Below are 20,592 nucleotides of genomic sequence, written 5' to 3'. Positions count from 1 at the left end.
GATATGTCATTTAACAATGCCTTGAGCGGTGTCAACGCGGCACAAAAAGATCTGAACGTTACCGCCAACAACATTGCCAACGTCAATACCACGGGCTTTAAAGAGTCTCGTGCCGAGTTTGCGGACGTCTACGCCAACTCCATCTTCGTCAATGCCAAGACCCAGGTCGGCAATGGTGTGGCAACGGGGGCGGTGGCACAGCAGTTTCACCAGGGGGCGCTGCAGTTCACCAACAACGCCCTTGATTTGTCCATTCAGGGCAACGGTTTCTTCGTGACATCGGACGGTCTGACCAACCTGGATCGTACCTTTACCCGGGCCGGCGCCTTCAAGCTGAATGAAAACAGCTATATGGTCAACAATCAGGGCAACTATCTGCAAGGTTATGAAATCAACACGGATGGGACGCCCAAGGCGGTCAGCATCAACGCCACCAAACCGATTCAAATACCGGATCGGGCGGGTGAGCCAAAAATGACCGAGCTGGTGGAAGCCAGTTTCAACCTGAGTATCGAGTCGAAAACCAAACCAACGTCACCGACTGCGTTTGATCCGACCAACTCGGCTACCTTTGCCCACTCAACCTCGGTGACGATATATGATTCGCTTGGTGCTCCCCATGTGATCACCAAATATTTTGTCCGCCACGAGGATCCGGCTGCCCCGGGAACGCCGCTGACGCCGGGTACCTGGAGCATGTACATGTATGAAGGGAACAAGCCCATTGATATCGCCGGTGGTTCACCCAGCCCAGCGACAGGCGTCCCCACAGGCGTAAAGATGGAGTTTACTTCCGGCGGCAAATTGGATCCAACTAAAACCGTTCCAGCTGATCCGATCAAAACCGTCGCCCTTGGCACGACGGCCGGGATTATTACCAACGGTGCCGATCCCGCTCAGACATTGGAGATCCGTCTCGGTGATGTGACGCAATACAGCTCACCTTTCAACGTCACCAAACTGACCCAGGATGGTGCCACTGTTGGTAATCTGACCAAGGTCGAGATTACGCCGGACGGTATTGTGTCGGCGACCTACAGCAATGCGACGACGTTGAAGGTTGCCATGGTGGCACTTGCCAAATTCGCCAACTCGCAAGGATTGACCCAGGTTGGCGATACCTCCTGGCGCCAGTCTCTGCTCTCTGGTGATGCGCTGCCCGGCACCCCCAACTCGGGCACCTTGGGTAGCATCAAGTCCTCTGCGCTGGAGCAATCCAACGTGGATTTGACCTCCCAGCTGGTCAACCTCATCACCGCGCAGCGCAACTTCCAGGCCAACTCCCGTTCGCTGGAAGTGAACAGCTCCCTGCAGCAGACCATACTGCAGATCCGCTAATCACCCTCTTGTTAACAAAGGGCGCTTCGGCGCCCTTTTTCATGGGTATTTGCCGCCTTGGTGACCCGAGGTAATGGGGATTGGCATTCAAATTGCAGTTCCTCTGTCAGAGTCATCAGTTTGACGGAGGATCCCATGGATCACCTGCTATACATCGCCATGTCGGGCGCCAAGGAGAGCATGAACAGCCTGGCTGTTCGAAGCAACAACCTGGCCAACGCCAATACCACCGGCTTCAAGTCCGACTTCGAGCAGGCGCGCAGCATGCAGGCGTTTGGCGAGGGGCTGCCCACCCGGGTGTTCGCCATGGCCGAGCGGCCAGGCCAGAACCTGCAGCATGGCATGCTGATGACCACGGGTCGGGATCTTGACGTTGCCGTCGACGGCCAGGGCTGGATTGCGGTGCAGGATCCCAAGGGCGGTGAAGCCTATACCCGCATGGGCAATCTGCAGCTGAGCGCGACCGGCAACCTGCAAACCTCCACCGGGTTGAACGTGGTGGATGACGGCGGTCAGCCCATCGTGCTGCCGCTGCCGATGGAGAAAATTGAAATCAACCGGGACGGCACCATCAGTGGCCGTCCGGAAGGGGCTGCCGCCAACCTGCCGGAGAATTTCCAGCGCATCAAGCTGGTCAATCCGGCGGTGGATGCGGTGGAGAAGGGGCAGGACGGCCTGTTCCGTCGCAAGGATGGCCAGAATGAAGCGGCATCGGCCACTGTCGGCCTTATCGCCGGCTCCCTCGAGGGGAGCAACGTCAACGTGGTCGATGAAATGACCAACCTTATTCGGTTGCAACGTCAGTTTGAAACCCAGGTCAAAATAATGAAGACCGCGGAAGAGAATGACGAGGCTCAAACCCAGCTGCTGCGTATCAGCTAACCAAGGAGTTTTACATGAACCCTGCACTCTGGATCAGCAAGACCGGCTTGGATGCACAGCAGACCAACATCTCGGTTACCTCAAACAACCTGGCGAACGCCAGCACCGTGGGTTACAAAAAATCCCGGGCCATCTTCGAGGATCTGCTCTATCAAAACATCAACCAGCCCGGTGGCCGTTCATCGGCCGACACCGAACGCCCTTCCGGTCTGATGCTGGGGGCCGGTGCCAAGGTGGTGGCCACCCAGAAGAACCACAGCCAGGGCAACGTGCAAACCACGGACAACTCGCTGGACCTGATGATAAGCGGCCGCGGCTACTTCGAGATCCAGCTGCCCGATGGCAGCGCGGCCTATACCCGTAACGGCCAGTTCACCCTCAACAGCGAAGGGACCATAGTCACACCGGGCAACGGTTATCCGTTGCAGCCGGAGATCCAGATCCCGGAGAACGCCCAGAGCGTGACGATTGGAGAGGATGGCCAGGTGTCGGTGCAGCTCAAAGGGGATGGCGCCTCCCAGGTTGTGGGCCAGATCAATACCACTGATTTCGTCAACGCCTCGGGCCTGCAGCCCATGGGCGAAAACATGTTTGTCGAGACCCAGTCCAGCGGTGCGCCGGTGCAGGGTGTTGCCGGGACGGACGGACTGGGGGTGATCAAGCAGGGCATGCTGGAGACCTCCAACGTCAACGTGACCGAAGAGCTGGTGAACCTGATCCAGGCCCAGCGGGTGTACGAGATGAACTCCAAGGTTCTCTCGGCGGTGGATGGCATGATGTCCTTCCTGATCCAGCGCACATAAGTAGGAGGCGCACCATGAAAGCCATATGGATGCTGGGGCTGCTGGCGTTGGGGGGCTGCAGCAGCACACCCAATACCGCCAAGCCCGATGATCCCGAGTTTGCCCCCGTCTACGGGGAGTCGGAGCCGGTCTCGGTCAGACCGACCGGAGCCATCTTCCAGCCCGATCAGGTCAACGGCATCTATTCGGACATCAAGGCGCACAAGGTGGGCGACATCATCACCATCGAGCTGGCCGAGTCCACTTCCGCCTCCAAGAAGGCCAATACCCAGAGCGGCAAGGATAATAAATTCACCATGAATCCGGCTGTGTTGGGCGGTGTGCCAGTGACGGCCGGTCCCTACGATCTGTCGGCCTCCCTCAGCCAGAACGGTGCCTTCAAGGGGCAGGCCAAGGCGGATCAGAGCAACAGCCTGCAGGGCAACATCTCCGTCAGCGTGGCCAAGGTCCTGCCCAACGGCAACCTGCTGGTGCGCGGCGAGAAGTGGATCATGCTCAACAACGGCAACGAATATATCCGGATCACCGGCATGATCCGCCCAGAGGATGTGACCACTGACAACAGCGTTTCATCCCAAAAGGTGGCCAATGCGCGCATCCATTACGGTGGCACCGGCGATCTGGCCAATACCCAGGAACAGGGGTGGCTCACCAGCTTTTTCAATGGTCCCTGGTGGCCGCTCTAGGAGGTGTTATGAAGTCGCTCCGTCTTGTTGCCCTGTTCTGCTGCCTGTTGCCCCTGGGGATGGCCCATGCCTCCCGGATCAAGGACATCAGCTCGGTGGAAGGGGTTCGTAGCAACCAGCTGATCGGCTACGGTCTGGTGGTCGGTCTGCCGGGCACGGGTGAGAAGAGCAACGCCTTCACCGAGCAGACCTTTCGCACCATGCTGAACAATTTCGGCATCAAGGTGCCGGACAACATCAAGCCCAAGATCAAGGACGTGGCGCCGGTGGCCATTCATGCGGATCTGCCGCCGTTTGCCAAGCCGGGCCAGACCATAGACGTGACGGTGTCGGCCATCGGCGAGGCCAAGAGCCTGCGTGGCGGCACCCTGCTGCAAAGCTTCCTCAAGGGGCTGGATGGCCGGGTCTATGCGGTGGCGCAGGGCAGTCTGGTGGTTGGCGGGCTGGGTGCCGAGGGCGCTGACGGCTCCAAGGTGGTGATCAATACCCCGACCGTGGGCCGTATCGCCAACGGGGCGACCGTAGAGCGGGAAGTCCCGAACTCCTTCAGCCAGGGGGATACCATCACCTTCAACCTCAACCGCCCCGATTTCACCACGGCACGCCGGCTGGCTGACGTGGTCAACGATCTGGTCGGCCCCAATACGGCGCAGGCGCTCGATGCTACCTCGGTCAAGGTCTATGCACCGCGGGACCCGGGCCAGCGCGTCTCCTACCTCGCCACCATCGAGAACCTGGAGGTGGACCCGGCCAGCGAGGCAGCCAAGATCATCGTCAACTCCCGTACCGGCACCATCGTCATCGGCAGCCAGGTGCGGCTCAAGCCGGCGGCCATCAGTCACGGCGGCTTGACGGTCACCATCGCGGAAAATCAGCAGGTGTCCCAGCCCAATCCGCTCTCCGGCGGGCAGACGGCGGTCACCAACAACTCCACCATCAACGTGCAGCAGGAGCAGGGACGCATGTTCAAGCTGGATACCGGGGCCACCCTGGATGATCTGGTGCGGGCAGTGAATCAGGTCGGGGTGGCGCCCGGCGATCTGATGGCGATCCTGGAGGCGCTGCAACAGGCCGGCGCCATCGAAGGCCAGCTGGTCATACTGTAATAAAGCGGCAAGGGGTTGCCACGGGCGGCAATGAGGTAAGCAAAATGGCAGAGTTAGATACCAACAGCGGCGTGAATCTGGGCATGGTGCAGGATATCCAGAACCTGGATCGCCTGCGCCAGCTGAGCCAGAGCAAGGAGGGCAAGGCGGATGCGCTCATGGCGGCTTCTCGCCAGTTTGAGTCCATTTTTACCCAGACCCTGTTTCAAAGCATGCGCCAGGCCAACCAGGTATTGACCCAGGACAGCCCCTTCAACAGCAGCTACACCCAGTTCTACGAGGGGATGCTGGACGAGCAGCGGGTCGCCGACATGTCGAGCAAGGGTGGCATCGGCCTGGCTGCCATGGTGGCCAAGCAGCTCTCGCCGGAGACCTTTACCCATCACGACGGGCGGGTGCTCAAGATGCCGCAGCGTACCGAGCGGGTCTATAAACCCTATCAACCCCCCACCTCGGCCGCCAACGATCTCATCTCAGCCTCAAAAGTTGGCAAAGATTTTGCTGACAAGGAGATGAGTGGCGATGTGCAGCCTTTGGCAACGGCTCACCGCAGTCGCCGCACCATACCGCCGATGGGGCCTGCGCAAGTGGGACACGGCATTCGCGGCGCCAAGGCGCTTGATGAAACGACACAGGTGTTTGACACCCCTGAAGAGTTTGTCAACCGGCTGATGCCGCTGGCCAAGAAGGCGGCCGACAAGCTGGGATTGAGCCCGGCAGTGCTGGTAGCCCAGGCGGCGCTGGAAAGCGGCTGGGGCAAGCGGGTGATCAAGAACGGGGAGGGGCAGGTGACCCACAACCTGTTCGGCATCAAGGCCGATCCGCGCTGGGAAGGGCCCAAGACGGTGGTCAGCACCCTGGAATACGAGAAAGGAGTGGCATCGCGCCAGAAGGCGGCGTTTCGCTCCTACGAGTCGTTCGAGGAGAGCTTCAACGACTATGTGGATTTCCTGACCTCGGGTTCCCGTTACAAGGGCGCCCTGGCCAAGGTGGACAGTCCGGACCGTTATTTCGAAGCCTTGCAACAGGCTGGATACGCCACGGACCCGCACTACGCCAGGAAACTGAAACAGGTATTGCGCAGTGATGCCATTGCCGGCTACTCCGCGACCAACAATACAGAAATGGAGCTGTAAGTCATGGCAAGCGATCTGCTTGGAATTGGTACCTCGGGTGTGATGGCCCAGCAGCGACTGCTGCAGACCACCAGTAACAACATCGTCAACGTCAATAGCCAGGGCTATGTGCGTGAACGGACCCTGATTTATACCAATGCCAACGGACTTGGTACCGGCGACATGCTGACCGAGCGGGTCATCAACGCCTATGCCCAGGGAGAGGTCAGACGCGACACGTCCGCCTTCTATGCCTCCTCCACCCGTTATCAGCAACTCGCCAACACCGACAGCCTGCTGGGTGACACCAGCAACAGCGTCGGCGCCGCCATCAGCTCCTATTTCGAGGGCTTCCATACCGCCAACGAAGCCCCTGCCGATATCTCCGGCCGCAAGACCACCCTGAGCCAGCTCAGTGGCATGGTAAACCGCTTTCACACCCTGTCGGCCCAGCTGGACAAGCAGACCGACACCATCAACACCACCATCGGCGATGAGGCCAAGCGGGTGAACAGCCTGATCAACAGCATCAACGATCTGAACCAGGCCATCATTCGCACCCAGGGCACGCCGGAAGAGAACCTGATGCTGTTCGACCAGCGCGACGAGGCCATCCGCCAGCTCTCCGAGAAGATGGAGATCCGCACCGTGCCGCAGGACAACGGCAGCATGCTGGTCAACATGAGCACCGGCCACTCCCTGGTACTCAATGGCAGCGTTGCCCAGCTCAGCGTGGTGCCGGGCAATCCCGATGCCCGTGAGCCCGAGTTGCAGCTGAACATGGACCCCAACAAGATCACCCTGAACAACAAGGACATTGGTGGCGGTCTCGGCGGTCTCTTCTCCGCCCGCAACGATCTGGAACCGTCCAAGCGCGAGCTGGGCCAGCTGGCCGCCGCCATGGCCGATGCCATGAACCAGCAAAACCGGTTGGGGATGGATCTGGACAACGAGCTGGGGGGGATCTCTTCTCCCTCGGCTCGAGCGATGGTCTGGCCTACAGCCAGAACACCGGTAGTGGCGCCGCCAAGGTGAGCTTCGTGCCCGGCAAGGGCACGGAAGTGACCACCTTTGATTACGAAGTGCAGTTCAGCAGCGCCACCGGTTACGAGGTGTTTTCGGTGGACAAGGATGGCAACCGCACTTCGCTGACCACAGGTACCACGCCACCCGCCACGGTGCAGGTGGCGGGTCACGGCATCCAGATCGATCTCTCCGGCACCCCGGCGGCGGGGGATAAGATCCTGTTGCAACCGACCAAGCGGGCGGCAGCCGGCCTGGGTCAGCTGGCAACCCGGGCCGAAGATCTGGCGCTGGCATCGCCGCTCAAGGCCGACAAAGGCAAGAACAACTTCGGTGCGGGCGAGATCAAGCTCAACGGCATCACCAATACCGGTGCCGGCTCCGGCTTTGGCACCAACAGCCTGGATCCGGCCTCACCCCAGGTGGTGAAGATAGACGGCAGCGGCAACTACGAGGTCTATGCGGCGGACGGCACCACGCTGATTGGGGTAGCCCCCGCTTCCAGCAAGGGGCAGAACCTGATGGCCGCCCTCGAGAATCCGCTGGGTGGGCCCAAGGTCTACGCCACCCCGGCCCAGACTCCGGGGTACGAGTTCAGCATTACCGGCAAGGTGGAGGCCAAGGACAGCTTTACCCTGAGCTATAACACCGACGGCTTTGCCGACAACGCCAACGGGCTGGCACTGGCGGATCTGCAGAACAAGGATCTGGTGCGCAAGAGCAGCAACGCCGGCACCAGCAACGACAAGATGACCTTCAACGAGGCTTACTCCAGCCTGGTGACCGGGGTGGGCAACACCGCCAGCCAGGCCAAGAGCCAGCTCAAGGCAGACGAAACGAAATTGACCCAGAGCAGGGGGATTTTCGAGAGTGTCTCCGGCGTCAGCCTGGAAGAGGAAGCGGCCAACCTGATCCGTTATCAGCAGTCCTATGCCGCCTCCGCCCAGATCGTCAGCACCGCCAAGACCATTTTCGATACCCTGTTGTCATCAGTGAGGTAAATCGATGCGTATCACCACCAACATGGTCTATGACCGCAATATCTCCTCGCTGAACGGCGCCAACGAACGGCTGAGCACGGCTTATGAGCAGCTGATGACCGGCAACAAGTTCAAGACGGCGGGGGAAGATCCTTCCGGCATGAGCCAGAAGCTGGCGCTGACCAAGGAGATCGACCTGTTCAAGCAGTACGGAGTCAACGGCAGCCTGCTGGAAAACAGCCTGGGCCACGAGGAGACGGTGCTGACCGCCCTCAATACCGCCATGACCAGTGCCCAGACCCTGATCCAGAAGGCGAACGACTCGGCGGTGGGGTACGAGGATCGTCAGGCGATTGCCAGCGAGCTGGAAGGGCTGCAAAAGCAGATGTTCGACCTGATGAACAGCAAGAACTCCCAGGGCGAATATATCTTCGGCGGCAACCAGAGCAAGACCCAGCCCTTCATTCAGGATGCCAGCGGCAATTATGTGTTTCAGGGGGATACCGGCCAGCGCAACATTCAGGTGTCGCCGACGGTGCAGATTGCCGCCAATGATTCCGGCTTCAACCTGTTCGAGATAGTGCCTACCCGCAGAACCAGCAGCGCGGGGAGCGCCAATATTCAGGTCGGGGTGGCCGATCAGGGCCACTTCGACAGCTTCTATCGCAACAACTACGACCCTTCGCTCGCCAGCAACCAGTATACGGTGAACACCATTGCCGGCACGCCGGATACCTATGAGATCAGGGATGGCGGCGGTGCCTTGCTGCAAAGCGGCGACTATGTGGCGGGCAACAAGATCCCCTTCAACGGGCTGGAGCTGACCTTGTCGTTGCCGGCGGGGGGAGCAGCGCAAAACTTCGTGCTGGATCCGCCCCAAAACAACAACATCCTCGATGGCATGTCCGATTTCATCACGGCGCTGCGGGATCCCAACATCACGCCGGATACCTTCCAGCTGAAGGTGGCAGATGCCACCGCCCACATGAAGAATGCCCGGCTGAACGTGGATCAGGGGCTGGGGGAAATTGGCGGCAGAATGAACGGGCTGGAGCAGGTGATGGGCTCGAACGAAGGGCTGAGCACCTTGAACCAGCAGGCGAGGGCCAAGGTCTCCGAGGCGGATCTTTATGAGGTGATTGCCACCTTGTCAAAAGAGGATGCGGCACTGAGCGCCACCCAGCTCTCCTTCAGCAAGATCAGCAAGCTGACCCTGTTCGACTACATTCGTTGACCGGTGACCCATCGTTCGCGGCCCTGATGGCTGCGAGCGATGGTTACCCGCTTGGCCCCTGTTTTTCCCGTTCGTTTATCCTCATTCAACTCCCCATGCCGGCCAATTGTAACAAGCTGTTGCCACAGGCTATTTAGCGCATTGTGACGGGTTGACTCCTATTGAGCATTCGATAATCATGCAGCCCGCACAACAGAGGGTTGTGCGCATATTTGCAGCATCTCGTTAGGCGAGGCTCCTGTATAAACACAGGCCACTGATCTCACGACGTCCAGAGACGCCCAAGATCAGGACAGTTTTCATCGGATTAAGGTGTAAACCCAAGTGGCTTCCGGCATGCCGGATACGTTATGCAGTGCTAAAGCTGGTACGTGGGGATGATGACACGCCGGACGGCGTCATTTCCTGCCTATTACTCGTCAATCAAATTGCTGTTTTCTTTCAGACGGCGACGGATCACCGTTCGCGCTCAGGCTTGCCTGAAATCACATGAGGTCATTTGTGATGAAGAAAACACAGACTCTACTCAATCGTCATCAACTGCTCGATCTGGCTGCCCTGCAGGGCTGGCTGGAGCACAACCTGGATCCGGTTCAGCGTGCCGATCAGCTGCTGACCCTGCGTCCGGAAGAGCTCAACTGCATCTTCGATACCCTGCCGACTGCCGAGGGGGCGGCGCTGCTCAGTTCGCTGTCTGCTGACTGTGCCGGGCGTCTGCTGATGCGGCTGCATGCCAGCATCGTCAGCGTGTTGCAGGGGGCCATGCCCCGCCGCGACATGCTGGCCATTCTGCGCCGGTTGGGCAGCAGTGATCGTACCATGCTGCTTGCCCGCTTCCCGGAGCAGGTGCAGTCCACCTTCTACTCCCTGCTCGACTGGCCGACCGAATCGGTGGGCGCCAACATGCGCCACGAATTCCTGGCCATCGGCGATCAGGAGACGGTGGGCAGCGCCAAGCAGCTGATCCACGATGCCTGGGACAACGCCCAGCTGTTCCAGAACCTCTATGTGGTCAACAACGACCACCGCCTGCTTGGCAGCATCTCGCTCAAATCCCTGCTGATTGCCGACCCGCAACTGCCGGTGAGCGAGTTGATGGACCGGGAGACGGTGCGCATCAACGCTCGGGCGGATCAGGAACTGGCCGCCCGCCTGCTGATTGACCGCGACATCTCGACCCTGCCGGTCGAGGATCAGGGCAAGCTGGTGGGTATCTTCCACGTGGACGATGCCGCCGACATCCTGGAGCTCGAATCCACCGAGGATGCGGAGATGCAGGGTGGCTCCTCGCCGCTCGACACTCCCTATCTGCAGGCGACCCCCTGGCAACTGTGGCGCAAGCGGGTGGGCTGGCTGCTGATCCTGTTCGTGGCCGAAGCCTATACCGGTACCGTGCTGCGGGCGTTTGAAGAGCAGCTGGAAGCCGCCATCGCGCTGGCCTTCTTCATTCCGCTCCTGATCGGCACCGGCGGCAACAGTGGTACCCAGATCACCACCACCATAGTGCGTGCCATGGCGGTCGGGGAGGTGAGCCTGCGCAACCTCGGCACCGTGCTGAAAAAGGAGATCTCTACCGGTCTGCTCATCTCGGCCGCCATCGCGCTGGCCGCCTGGGTACGGGCCTGGAGCCTGGGGGTTGGTCCCCAGATCGGCATGGTCGTCACCCTGACCATCATCGCCATCGTGCTGTGGAGCGCCACCGTCGCGTCTGTGATCCCCATGGTGCTGCGTCGCTTCCGCATCGACCCGGCCGTGGTATCCGCCCCCTTCATCGCCACCCTGGTGGATGGTACCGGTCTCATCATTTACTTCGAAATTGCCAAGCTGCTGCTGCCCGAACTGCAGTAAGTCGCAATCCCGAAAATGTAAAAGGCAGCCCGTGGGCTGCCTTTTTTGTCTCGCCGAGCCGGCGTCAGCCGAGCTGGAACAGCAGTGGCCAGCCCTGCTCCTGACAGTAGCGGTGCTCCTTCTCCAGATTTTGCATCAGCAATTTGTTCTCGTCGCACCAGTCCAGTGGCAGGGTGACCACCAGCTGATCGCCGGCGGCCTGCACATGCCAATCGGGCAGCAGGTTGTCCTGGCGCCTGTGGTGGGCGGCGACCGCGAGGCGCAGGATGCGGATGCAGCGCAGCACCGTCTGTTCATCGTGGTTGGGCAGAGAAGGGAGCTCGGAGAGCTTGAGCCCCTTGCGGTGAAAGCGCACCAGCGCGGCCAGCAGGGCCTGATCGTCCTGGTTGAAGCCGGGCAGGTCGGTGTGCTGCAGGATATAGGCGGAGTGGCGGTGAATGCCGCTGTAGTTGATGGCAAGGCCGATCTCGTGCAGCCGCGCCGCCCAGCCGAGGATGGCGCGATAGGGCTCCTCCGGCATCTCCCAGGGGCCGCTGAGCAGATCGAACAGGGTCAGCACGCTCTGTTCGACCCGGCCAGCCTGACGCTTGTCGATGCGATAGTGGGTGGAGAGTGCCAGGGCGGTGCGCTCGCGAATGTCGTGGTGCTGCAGGCGCTCCTCGAACTCGTACAGTAACCCCTCGCGCAGGGCGCCATCGGAATAGTCCATCCGCTCGATGGGCAGCGAGGTGAAGAGGCCGAGCAGGATGGCCACTGCGGCGGCAAATACCTCCTGACGCTCCTCGGTGAGGCCGGCCAGCTTGAGATCGCCGACCCGCTTGTGCCTGATCATCTCCTGCTTGAGCCGCTCCAGCCCGGCCAGGGTGATGGCGCCATCGGTCCACTCTTCCCCCTGCAACACATCGCGCACGGTGCGGATCGAGCCGGAGCTGCCGAGGCAGCTCTGCCAACCCAGCTTGCGGTACTGGTTGATGATGGGGGCGAGCTGGTGCTGGGCTTCCAGCACGGCATTGTTGAAGGCCTTCTCGCTCAGCTTGCCGTTGGCAAAGAAGCTCTGGGTGAAGCTGACGCAGCCCATCTTGCGGCTGGTGAGCGCTTTGTGATCGAAGCCCTCGCCGATGATGAGCTCGGTGCTGCCGCCGCCGATGTCCACCACCAGTACCTGGCCTTCAATGTGCTGGGTATGGGCGACCCCCTGATAGATGAGGCGCGCCTCTTCCTGGCCACTGATGATCTCGATGGGGTGGTTGAGCACCTTGGCCGCCTCGCTCACGAACTCACGGGCGTTGCTGGCACGGCGCAGGGTATAGGTGCCGGCGATGCGGATCTGATCCGGCTTGATGTTGGTCAGCCGCTCGGCAAACAGGGCGAGGCAGTCGAGGCCCCGGGTCATGGCTTCGGCAGACATGCGGCGCTGGCCGTCCATCCCCTCTGCCAGCCGGACCCGTTCTTTTATCCGATCGACGATCTGCAGCCGTCCTTCGGTGAGGCGGGCGATGACCATGTGAAAGCTGTTCGAGCCCAGATCGACGGCGGCGTACAGGCTATTGTCCATTGTTTGACTCTATGCGTTTGAGGTAGTCGTAAATCGCGACCTGGGAACGGATCTTGCGGCGATTGCCCCGCTTCACGTATTCGTTCTTCTGGTCGGCATCGATGACCCGCGCCTTGCAGGTGTCACTCAGTTGTAGCTCGAGAATGTCGAGGATGCGCTGCTTGAGCCGCTCGTCATAGATGGGGGTACCCACCTCGATGCGGCCGTCGATGTTGCGGCTCATCCAGTCGGCGCTGGAGATATAGAGCTGGGGATTGCCCTTGTTGTGGAACACCATCACCCGCGGGTGCTCGAGGAAGCGGTCGATGATGCTGATCACCCTGATGTTGTCACTGAGGCCCGGCACGCCCGGACGCAGGGCACACATGCCCCGGATGATCATCTGGATGGGCACCCCGGCCTGACCGGCGGCATAGAGCCGGTTGATGAGGTCTCTGTCCACCAGGTTGTTGATCTTGAGGGTGATGCCGCTCGGTTGCCCCGCCTTGGCGTTGGCCAGTTCGTTGTCGATGAGCCGGTAGAGCTGGCGGCGGCTGTTGATGGGGGAGACCAGCAGGTGGTTGAACTTGTAGCGCCGATAGGGATATTCGATGTACTCGAACACCCCCTCCACCTCGGCGGTGATGTCCGGGTGGCGGGTCAGCAGAGAGAAGTCGGTGTAGATCTTGGCGGTCTTCTCGTTGAAGTTGCCGGTGCCGATGTGGGCGTAGCGCACCGCCTCACCCTGCTCGTGGCGGGTGATGAGGCAGAGTTTTGAGTGGATCTTGAGGCTCGGCACCCCGAACACCACCTTGACGCCGGCATCGGTCAGGATGTTGGCCCAGTCGATGTTGGCCGCCTCGTCGAAGCGGGCGCGCAGCTCCACCACCACGGTCACTTTCTTGCCGTTGTTGGCGGCGTCGATCAGGGAGTGGATGATGCGCGACTTCTTGGCCACCCGGTAGATATTGATGCGAATGGCGCTGACCGCCGGATCGAATGCCGCCTGGCGCACCAGCTCGGTGAAGTGGTGGAACTTGTGGTACGGGTAGTAGAGCAGTATGTCCTGCTTGGTGATGGCGTCGAAGGCGTTGACGAAGCCGTCAAAATCGCGGCAATCCAGCGCCGGCAGCTTGGGGTTTTCCAGATAGTCCCGGCCCACGTTGGGGAAGCCGATGAAATCCTTGAAGTTGTGATAACGGCCGCCCGGCATGATGGCGTCGTAGGAGCTGATCTGCAGCTTGAGCTTCAGGAAGCTTATCATGGCCGCCGGCATTTCCCGCTCGTAGACGAAGCGCACCGGCATGGCGGTGAGGCGCTGCTTCAAGCCGTCACTCATCTTGTCCACCAGGCTCAGATCCAGCTGGTCGGAGAGATCGTATTCGGCATCCCGGGTCAGCTTGACCGCGTAGGCGGCTATCTCGTCGTAGTCGAAGAAGCCCTTGAAGATCTCGTCGAGACAGAAGCGGATGACGTTGTCGAGGATGATGATCTGCTTCTTGCGACGGGTGCCCTCCGGCGGCAGCTGGAAGAAGCGGGGCAGATCGTCGGTCGGCACCTCCACCAGTGCGTACTGGATCACCTGGCCGTTCTTCTTCATCTCGATGGCCAGATAGGTGTACTCGTCTTTCAGGAACTTGACCGGGTTGACCTCTTTGTTGAGCAGGATCGGGATGATGTGGCGCAGCACCTTCTCCTTGAAGAAGACCCGCAACCACTGCTGGATGGACTCGGAGAGCTGGTATTCGTTGACCAGGAAAATGTTGTGGCGGGCCAGCGCTATCAACAGCTCCTTGTAGGTGTTGTCGAACGCCTCGCCGAGCGCCATCACCTTCTGCTGGATGGCGCGCAGCAGCACCTTGGCCTCGTCGTCGCCGCCGTGCACTTCGTTGATCAGGATGCGGCGCTTGACGTCCGACACCCGCACTTTAAAGAACTCATCCTGGTTGGAGGAGAAGATCCCGAGGAAGCGGACCCGCTCGATGAGCGGGACCGTCTTGTCCATTGCCTCTTGCAACACCCGTTCATTGAATGAGAGCCAACTCAGCTCCTTCTCTTCATACTGCTTGTCGGTGCTCATGTGATGCCTCTGTGGTCAGGTCGCGTCTGCGCGGCAGTTATGGCGTGGAAATATGACAGATGGATGACCATTCGCTCAGTCGATGATGGCCTGATCGATATCGACCACCAGATCGTCCGACAGCGACTCCAATGCACTGATGAGATCCCCCAGTTCGAGTCGGGGCGGCAGCGCCACCAGGGCGTGAGCGTAGAAGAGCGGGGCGCCGGAGTGGGGGGCCGGTTCGCAGCCGGTGGTGAGGTCGGCCACGTTGATGTTGAGCTGACGCAGGATGCTGGCCACCTCGTGGACGATGCCGGCCCGGTCGTTGCCGGTGACACTGACCATCACCTGCCGTTCCGGTTCCTGGCTGAGCTGGCCTTCGGCGAAGCTGACGGTGAGACCGGGCAGCATCACCAGCGCCTCGCACAGGCTGCGGTAGTGCTCGTCAGGCACGCTGACGTGCAGGATGCCGGCAAATTGTCCCGCCAGCTCGCTCATGGAGCTGGCCAGCCAGTTGCCCTGCTGGTGGGTGATGACGTCCGCCAGACTCTCGACGATACCGGGCTTGTCAGCGCCTATCACGGTCACGACCAATTGCTTTTGCATCCTGCTCTCCTTGGAAAATGGGTACTCCCTAGCATTGTGCCTGCTGTCACAGGCCATATGAAGCCCCGCCCACCGCAAATATGGCGAAAAATCGCCGCCGGGAGGGGGTTGGCGCCATTTCTGCACTGCCTGCGCCCGCTGCACCGTGGTAGAGTGATGCCCCTGTTTTGTATTGTGAACCGGATAGCTCTTGTGAACGGGATGTGCGCGTATGAATAGCCTTGTCGTATCGGGATTGGTGTTGTTGGTGTTGCTGCTGCTGGCGATTTTCTGGAGCAGAGGCAAGAAGGGCAAGGCGCTGCCCTATGATCTGCAGGAGACCCTGTTCAGTCCCGCCGAGCGCTCCTTCCTCGGCGTGCTGGATCTGGCGGTCGGCGACCAGGCCCGGGTCTTTGCCAAGGTGCGGGTGGCCGATGTGCTGACGCCGGAGGCGGGCATGGGCAAGAGCAAGTGGCAGCAGGCGTTCAACAAGATCAGCGCCAAGCACGTGGACTATCTGCTCTGTCACCCCTCCGATCTCTCCTTCATCTGTGCCATCGAGCTCGATGACAGCTCCCATCGCCACCAGAAGCGCAAGGTGCGCGACAGTTTCCTCAAGGCGGCCTTTGACAGCGCTGGTCTGCCGCTGTTGCAGATCCCGGCAAGCAGCCATTATCAGGTCGAAGAGCTGCGCGAACAGATCCTGCCGTTGCTAAGTGGCCCCCGCCGTGCTCCGGATGAGGATCTGCTGCCAGGGGATCGCCGCGAGCCCACCTTCAGCCCCCTGCAGCTGGATCGGGTCGAGGTGGAAGAGCCTCGCCATGGCGGTCGTGCCCCGGCCGTGGCCCCCATCAAGGCGATCGTATCACCGCGCAGTGCGCCGCTGCCGGCGGCCGACGCCGAGCTGGTGGACAATCTGTTTGCCGAGGTGGAGGAGGAAGAAGACGACGAGTATCCCCATCAGGTGCCGCACTGCCCGCGCTGTGATGCGCCGCTGGTGGAACGGGAAGCCAAGAAGGGCCCCCATGCCGGCCGGTTGTTCCTGGCCTGCAGCCGCTTCCCCGAGTGCCGCTACGCCGCACCCCATACTCACGCCCGCCATTGATCCTCACCGCCTGTTTGCGGCCTGCTATTGGCCGCAAACAGGCGCACCTGCTCGTGTTCCTGCCTCTCTTGCTTGCCCGCTGCCTGCCCACCGTATCCAAAAAAGAGGCGACAAAATTTATCTTGTTGCGCCGTTGGGTCGATAAACTTAGGTGAAATGCGACAAATTTTGACAATGCGTCGGAATTTTGGCACTTTGTGCATCCTGCATAAAGTGCGTGGTTTGACCACATAAGCACAATAAAACAATAAGTTACGTCGAGAATAAGAGGGATGGATATGATGGCAATGGGAGTGTTGATTGTTGACGCCGATGCGCAGCGGCGCCAGCAGTTGGGGACAGTTCTCTCGTTCATGGGGATCCCCTGGCAGGACGTTGCCGAGGGCGATCTGGATGTGGCCATCGAGTCATCCGGCCCGCTGCAGGGGGTGCTGACCGGTTCCCTCAACGGCCGCCCGCTGGGCGAGCTGCTGACCGGATTCCCCCGGGTGCCTTTCCTGTCGCTGGTGGAGGCCGACTTCCCCAACAGCAACTTCATCGGAGTGGCCGAGGCGCCCTTCACCTACGAATCCCTGACCCGCCATCTGCACTTTTGCCAGGCCTTCGTCTCCCTCCATCCTCGCCAGCAAACCCACGACAAGGGACAGGCGCTGCTGCGCCTGCTGGTGGGCAAGGGCAAGGGGATCCAGGAGGTGCGTCGGCTCATCAGCCAGGTGGCCGAGACCGATGCCAACGTGCTGATCCTCGGCGAATCGGGTACCGGCAAGGAGGTCGTGGCCCGCGCCATCCATGAACTGTCCGGCCGAAGCCAGGGCCCCTTCGTGCCCATCAACTGCGGCGCCATTCCGGCTGAGCTGCTCGAAAGCGAGCTGTTCGGCCATGAGAAGGGGGCCTTCACCGGCGCCATCGCGGCCCGGCGCGGCCGCTTCGAGCTGGCACAGGGGGCACCTTGTTTCTCGACGAAATCGGCGACATGCCGCTGCCGATGCAGGTCAAGCTGCTGCGGGTGCTGCAGGAGCGGTTGTTCGATCGGGTCGGCGGCGGCAAGCCCATCCAAGCGGATGTGCGCATCATCGCGGCCACCCACCGGGATCTGGAAGCCATGATCCGTACCCAGGGTTTTCGTGAAGATCTCTACTATCGCCTCAACGTCTTCCCCATCGAGACACCGCCGCTGCGGGAGCGGGCCGACGACATCCCGCTGCTGCTGCAGGAGCTGCTCAACCGCCATGCCGAGCTGCATCAGGGGATGATCCGCCTGACCCAGCGCGCCATGGAGTCCCTGATGCAGTACCCCTGGCCCGGCAACGTGCGTGAGCTCTCCAACCTGCTGGAGCGGCTGCTCATCCTCTACCCGCAGCAGATCGTCGACGTGGCTGACTTGCCGAGCCGCTATCGGTTGCTGCCGTGCGAGCCGCGGGACGAGCGGCTGACCGAGATGGACGAGCGCGATGCGCTGGCCGCCGTGTTCCAGGATCCGCCCGAGCTGGATCTGCCCGTCAGCCACGCCCGCGCCATGCAGCTGCCAGAGGAGGGGGTCAACCTCAAGGAGATGCTGGCCGACCTGGAGGTGGAACTGATCCGCCAGGCGCTGGAGTCCCAGGACGGGGTAGTGGCCCGCGCCGCCGACCTGCTCGGCATGCGCCGTACCACCCTGGTGGAGAAGATGAAAAAATACGGGATGAGCAAGGAAGCATAAGGGTCAAAGCCTTGACGCCTAGCTTCAAGGCTTTGATTTTATATGTGAATTTTAGTGGCATGGAAATTGAATAAGCTGACTCAGTCGCCAGTTTGAGGTCAGCTTTATGACAGCCCAGCCGCAGGATACCCCGCTCCAGTCTCACGAGGTGAGCCAGCTTTACGCCATCTTCACGGCGCTGCCCACCGGTGTCTTGCTGCTCGACGGCGAGGGCCGGATCACCCGCGCCAACCCGGCCGCCAAGGCGCTGCTGGGGGAGCCGCTGGAAGGCCAGGCCTGGCGCCAGATCATCGACCGCTGTTTCCAGCCCCGCGAGGATGATGGCCACGAGATTTCCCTGCGCGATGGGCGTAGGGTTCAGCTCTCGACCCAGCCGCTGCCGGATCAGCCGGGCCAGCTGGTGTTCATCAACGATCTGACCGAAACCCGCCAGCTGCAAGACCGCATCAACCACATGAAGCGGTTGTCCGCCCTTGGCAACATGGCCGCCTCGCTGGCCCACCAGATCCGCACGCCGCTCTCCGCCGCCATGCTCTATGCCGCCAACCTGGCCAACCGCACCCTCAAACCCGAATCCCGCAGCCAGTTCCAGCAAAAGCTGATGGCACGCCTGCAGGATCTCGAAAAGCAGATCAGCGACATCCTGCTGTTTGCCCGCAACGGCGACAACCAGGTGGTGACCCCGACGTCGGTGCAGGGGTTGCTGGCCGAGGTGCAGGCCGGCGCCGAGGCGTTTTGCAGCCAGCAGGGCTGTGAGCTGCACATGGAGGCGCCGGAGCCCGATCTCTGCCTGCTGGCCAACAGCAGCGCATTGGCGGGTGCGGTCAACAACCTCATCGCCAATGCCCAGCAGGCCGGCGCCACCTCGCTTCTGGTGAGCGCCGTGCGCAGCGGCGCCCGGGTGGAGCTGCGCATTCTCGACAACGGCAAGGGGATGCCCGCTCACCTGCTGAGCCAGATTTTCGAACCCTTCTTCACCACCCGCTCCCAGGGCACCGGCCTTGGGCTGGCGGTGGTGCAATCCGTGGTCCGTGCCCATCAAGGCGAGGTCAGTGTGGCCTCGGTACCCGGCGAGGGGACCTGTTTTACCCTGTCGTTCCCCCTGCACCAGCAAGCGGTGCAGCTGGGGGGTGTAGCATGAGCGTCAGGCTCGTGGAAATGAATATTGCAGCGGCCAGGTTGGCTGTGGTGGGAGGTGTAGCATGACTCAGGCCCGGATCCTGGTAGTGGAAGATGACAATGGCCTGCGCGAAGCGCTGGTGGATACCCTGTTGCTCGGCGGCTATGAGTGCCGCGAGGTGGACAGTGGCGAGCGCGCTTTGCTGGCCCTGTCGCGCCAGAGTTTCGACATGGTGATCTCGGATATCCAGATGGGGGGCATGGATGGCCTGACCCTGCTGGCCAACATTCGTCAGCAATATCCCCAGGTGCCGGTGCTGTTGATGACCGCCTACGCCAACATCGACGGTGCGGTGCGCGCCATGCGCGAAGGCGCCATCGATTATCTGGCCAAGCCCTTCTCGCCCGAGGTGCTGCTCAACCAGGTCAGCCGTTATGTGCCTGCCCAGAAGGTGGAGAAGCGGGCCGTGGTCTATGGCGATCCCAAGACCGCCGAGCTGTTCCAGCTGGCGACCCGGGTGGCCAGAAGCGAGGCCACCGTGATGGTGACCGGTCCGAGCGGGACGGGCAAAGAGGTGCTGGCCCGCTACATCCACGACAACTCCAGCCGTGCCGAGCAGACGTTCGTCGCCATCAACTGCGCCGCCATTCCGGAAAACATGCTGGAGGCGACCCTGTTCGGCTACGAGAAGGGGGCCTTTACCGGCGCGGTACAGGGCTGCCCCGGCAAGTTCGAGCAGGCGCAGGGGGGACCCTGCTGCTCGACGAGATCACCGAGATGGATCTGGGACTGCAGGCCAAGCTGCTGCGGGTATTGCAGGAGAAAGAGGTGGAGCGGCTCGGCAGTCGCAAGATGATCCCGCTCGATGTGCGGGTCATCGCCACCAGCAACCGGGACTTGAAGAAAGCGGTGCAGGACGGCCTGTTTCGCGAGGATCTCTACTACCGCCTCAATGTCTTCCCGCTGCGCTGGACGGCGCTGTGGGAGCGTCCCGGCGACATACTGCCGCTGGCGGAGCACCTGCTGGCGCTGCATGCCGCTCAGCAGGGACTGCCGACGCCGCAGCTAACCGAGCCCGCGCGCGAGCGGCTGCTGGCTCACCCCTGGCCCGGCAACGTGCGCGAGCTCGACAACGTGGTGCAGCGCGCCCTGATCCTGAGCCCCGACGGCCTCATCGGCTGCGAGCACCTGATCCTGGAAGAGGTGGAGGAAGAAGAGATCCGCCTTGTCGGCAGTGAGCGCAGCAGCGGCAGCGAACACCTGGGCAGCGAGCTCAAGCAGCAGGAGCACCAGATCATTCTCGACACCCTGCAGGATTGCAACGGCAGCCGCAAGGCGGTGGCCGACCGGCTCGGCATCAGCCCGCGTACCCTGCGCTACAAGCTGGCCCAGATGCGCGAGGCGGGGATCGACCTGCCGGCCTGATGTCACTCCGGCCCGGCCAAGGGCCACAGTGCGGGAGGCATCATGGT

13 protein-coding genes, 3 pseudogenes and 1 riboswitch are annotated in these 20,592 nt (G+C 61.4%); of the genes and pseudogenes, 13 read left to right on the top strand and 3 right to left on the bottom strand.

All coding sequences use genetic code 11. The features are described 5' to 3' along the window. Positions 1-3 precede the first annotated feature (3 nt). From flgE to mgtE, 9 genes and pseudogenes are all read left to right on the top strand, one after another. Positions 4-1,338: a flagellar hook protein FlgE gene (flgE, locus tag E5E97_RS19360; RefSeq protein ID WP_011706641.1), complete on the top strand. Its 1,335-nt coding sequence runs from the start codon at positions 4-6 to the stop codon at positions 1,336-1,338. A 135-nt stretch (positions 1,339-1,473) separates the two neighbouring features. Continuing rightward, positions 1,474-2,220 (top strand): flagellar basal-body rod protein FlgF, encoded by a 747-nt coding sequence (flgF, locus tag E5E97_RS19355; protein ID WP_011706640.1) that lies wholly within the window; start codon positions 1,474-1,476, stop codon positions 2,218-2,220. Between the two features lie 14 nt (positions 2,221-2,234). After that, positions 2,235-3,023 (top strand): flagellar basal-body rod protein FlgG, encoded by a 789-nt coding sequence (gene flgG / locus E5E97_RS19350; protein WP_011706639.1) that lies wholly within the window; start codon positions 2,235-2,237, stop codon positions 3,021-3,023. Between the two features lie 14 nt (positions 3,024-3,037). Then, positions 3,038-3,709: a flagellar basal body L-ring protein FlgH gene (gene flgH, locus E5E97_RS19345; protein WP_011706638.1), complete on the top strand. Its 672-nt coding sequence runs from the start codon at positions 3,038-3,040 to the stop codon at positions 3,707-3,709. 8 nt (positions 3,710-3,717) lie between these two features. Then, entirely contained in the window at positions 3,718-4,815 is a 1,098-nt protein-coding gene (locus E5E97_RS19340; RefSeq protein ID WP_011706637.1) for a flagellar basal body P-ring protein FlgI, read from the top strand. Between the two features lie 44 nt (positions 4,816-4,859). Further along, positions 4,860-5,951 (top strand): flagellar assembly peptidoglycan hydrolase FlgJ, encoded by a 1,092-nt coding sequence (gene flgJ / locus E5E97_RS19335; RefSeq protein ID WP_024944830.1) that lies wholly within the window; start codon positions 4,860-4,862, stop codon positions 5,949-5,951. A gap of 3 nt (positions 5,952-5,954) precedes the next feature. Beyond that, positions 5,955-7,954, top strand: a pseudogene (locus tag E5E97_RS19330) (flagellar basal body rod C-terminal domain-containing protein). Between the two features lie 4 nt (positions 7,955-7,958). Beyond that, positions 7,959-9,167: a flagellar hook-associated protein FlgL gene (flgL, locus tag E5E97_RS19325; RefSeq protein ID WP_011706634.1), complete on the top strand. Its 1,209-nt coding sequence runs from the start codon at positions 7,959-7,961 to the stop codon at positions 9,165-9,167. A 214-nt stretch (positions 9,168-9,381) separates the two neighbouring features. Continuing rightward, positions 9,382-9,551, top strand: a riboswitch (M-box (ykoK) riboswitch). 120 nt (positions 9,552-9,671) lie between these two features. Continuing rightward, the gene (mgtE, locus tag E5E97_RS19320; RefSeq protein ID WP_043167491.1) at positions 9,672-11,015 is read left to right on the top strand and encodes a magnesium transporter; all 1,344 of its coding nucleotides are present in this window, start codon (positions 9,672-9,674) and stop codon (positions 11,013-11,015) included. A 64-nt stretch (positions 11,016-11,079) separates the two neighbouring features. On the opposite strand, the gene ppx is transcribed toward mgtE, so the two are convergent. From ppx to E5E97_RS19305, 3 genes are all read right to left on the bottom strand, one after another. Further along, positions 11,080-12,570, bottom strand: coding sequence for an exopolyphosphatase (ppx, locus tag E5E97_RS19315; protein WP_029299818.1), 1,491 nt, complete (start codon positions 12,568-12,570; stop codon positions 11,080-11,082). Continuing rightward, the gene (gene ppk1 / locus E5E97_RS19310; protein ID WP_016351316.1) at positions 12,560-14,629 is read right to left on the bottom strand and encodes a polyphosphate kinase 1; all 2,070 of its coding nucleotides are present in this window, start codon (positions 14,627-14,629) and stop codon (positions 12,560-12,562) included. Before ppk1 ends, ppx begins: the two co-directional genes overlap by 11 nt. A 75-nt stretch (positions 14,630-14,704) precedes the next feature. Further along, positions 14,705-15,217 (bottom strand): glycine cleavage system protein R, encoded by a 513-nt coding sequence (locus tag E5E97_RS19305; protein ID WP_016351315.1) that lies wholly within the window; start codon positions 15,215-15,217, stop codon positions 14,705-14,707. Between the two features lie 211 nt (positions 15,218-15,428). Between E5E97_RS19305 and E5E97_RS19300 the strand changes: the two genes are divergently transcribed. The 4 genes and pseudogenes from E5E97_RS19300 to E5E97_RS19285 all read left to right on the top strand — a co-directional run bounded on the left by E5E97_RS19300 (position 15,429) and on the right by E5E97_RS19285 (position 20,545). Next, a complete protein-coding gene (locus E5E97_RS19300) occupies positions 15,429-16,301 on the top strand; it encodes a DUF2726 domain-containing protein (protein WP_171280812.1) in 873 nt (290 codons plus the stop codon). 278 nt (positions 16,302-16,579) lie between these two features. Continuing rightward, positions 16,580-18,000 (top strand): annotated as a pseudogene (locus tag E5E97_RS19295) (sigma-54 dependent transcriptional regulator). Positions 18,001-18,106: 106 nt separating this feature from the next. Beyond that, positions 18,107-19,141, top strand: a complete 1,035-nt coding sequence (locus tag E5E97_RS19290; protein WP_011706627.1) for a sensor histidine kinase — start codon at positions 18,107-18,109, stop codon at positions 19,139-19,141. Between the two features lie 61 nt (positions 19,142-19,202). Beyond that, a pseudogene (locus tag E5E97_RS19285) lies at positions 19,203-20,545 on the top strand (sigma-54-dependent transcriptional regulator). The last annotated feature ends 47 nt before the right edge of the window (positions 20,546-20,592 follow it).

The organism is Aeromonas sp. 2692-1, from assembly GCF_013085505.1.
GTDB lineage: Bacteria > Pseudomonadota > Gammaproteobacteria > Enterobacterales > Aeromonadaceae > Aeromonas > Aeromonas hydrophila.
The sequence above is the reverse complement of the archived record's forward strand: the minus strand, read 5'-3'. Positions and strand labels throughout refer to the sequence as shown.